Here is a 785-nt window from a genome sequence, read left to right on the forward strand (position 1 = left end):
AGAGGTCCTAACAGAATGATCTTGGTTTGTGGTTTGATGTCTCCTGTTGTTGATCATGTGGCGGGAGGTTGGTGTGGCCCAGCGCAGGCCGTGGGAAGTCGAGGATGGGCTGTGGGGGCTGATCGAGCCGTTGCTGCCCACGGTCGAGCGCCGTTTCCGGAATCCGGGGCGGCTGCGGCTGGATGACCGCAAGGCGTTGTGCGGCATCTTGTTCGTGCTGTACACGGGGATGCCGTGGGAGTTCCTGCCGCAGGAGCTGGGATACGGGTCCGGGATGACCTGCTGGCGGCGGTTGCGGGACTGGACCGAGGCCGGGGTGTGGCAGCAGCTGCATGAGGTGCTGCTGGCCAAACTCAACACGGCTGGGTTGATCGACTGGTCCCGCGCCGCGATCGATGGATCACATGTCCGGGCGCTAAAGGGGGGGCCAAAACCGGCCCGAGCCCGGTCGACCGAGCCCGTACCGGCTCCAAGCACCATGTGATCGCCGAAGGTGGCGGGATGCCGCTGGCGGTGACGCTGACCGGCGGAAACCGGCACGACGTCACCCAGCTCGCCCCGCTGCTTGCGGCCATCCCAGCGGTGCGCGGCCGTCGCGGACGGCCACGCCGCCGACCCGGCACCCTCTACGCCGACCGCGCCTACGACTTCGACAAGTACCGGAGGTTGGTGCGCGCCAAGGGCATCGATCCGAAGTTCGCCCGCCGCAGTACCGAACACGGCTCCGGACTCGGCGTTTACCGCTGGGTCGTCGAACAGACCATCGCGCTGCTGCACTGGTTCCG

At 67.0% G+C, this 785-nt stretch carries 1 protein-coding gene; it reads left to right on the plus strand.

Translation table 11 applies throughout. The annotated features are described in order from the left end of the window. Window positions 1-55: 55 nt before the first annotated feature. Window positions 56-785 (plus strand): IS5 family transposase gene (locus tag OO71_RS52830; protein WP_425388757.1). Its coding sequence is split into 2 segments (ribosomal slippage), with 731 coding nucleotides annotated over them: window positions 56-422 and window positions 422-785; the frame shifts between segments, so codons are not numbered across the junction. This gene is flagged as partial in the annotation.

This window comes from Amycolatopsis jejuensis, assembly GCF_000717335.1.
GTDB classification, from domain to species: domain Bacteria; phylum Actinomycetota; class Actinomycetes; order Mycobacteriales; family Pseudonocardiaceae; genus Amycolatopsis; species Amycolatopsis jejuensis.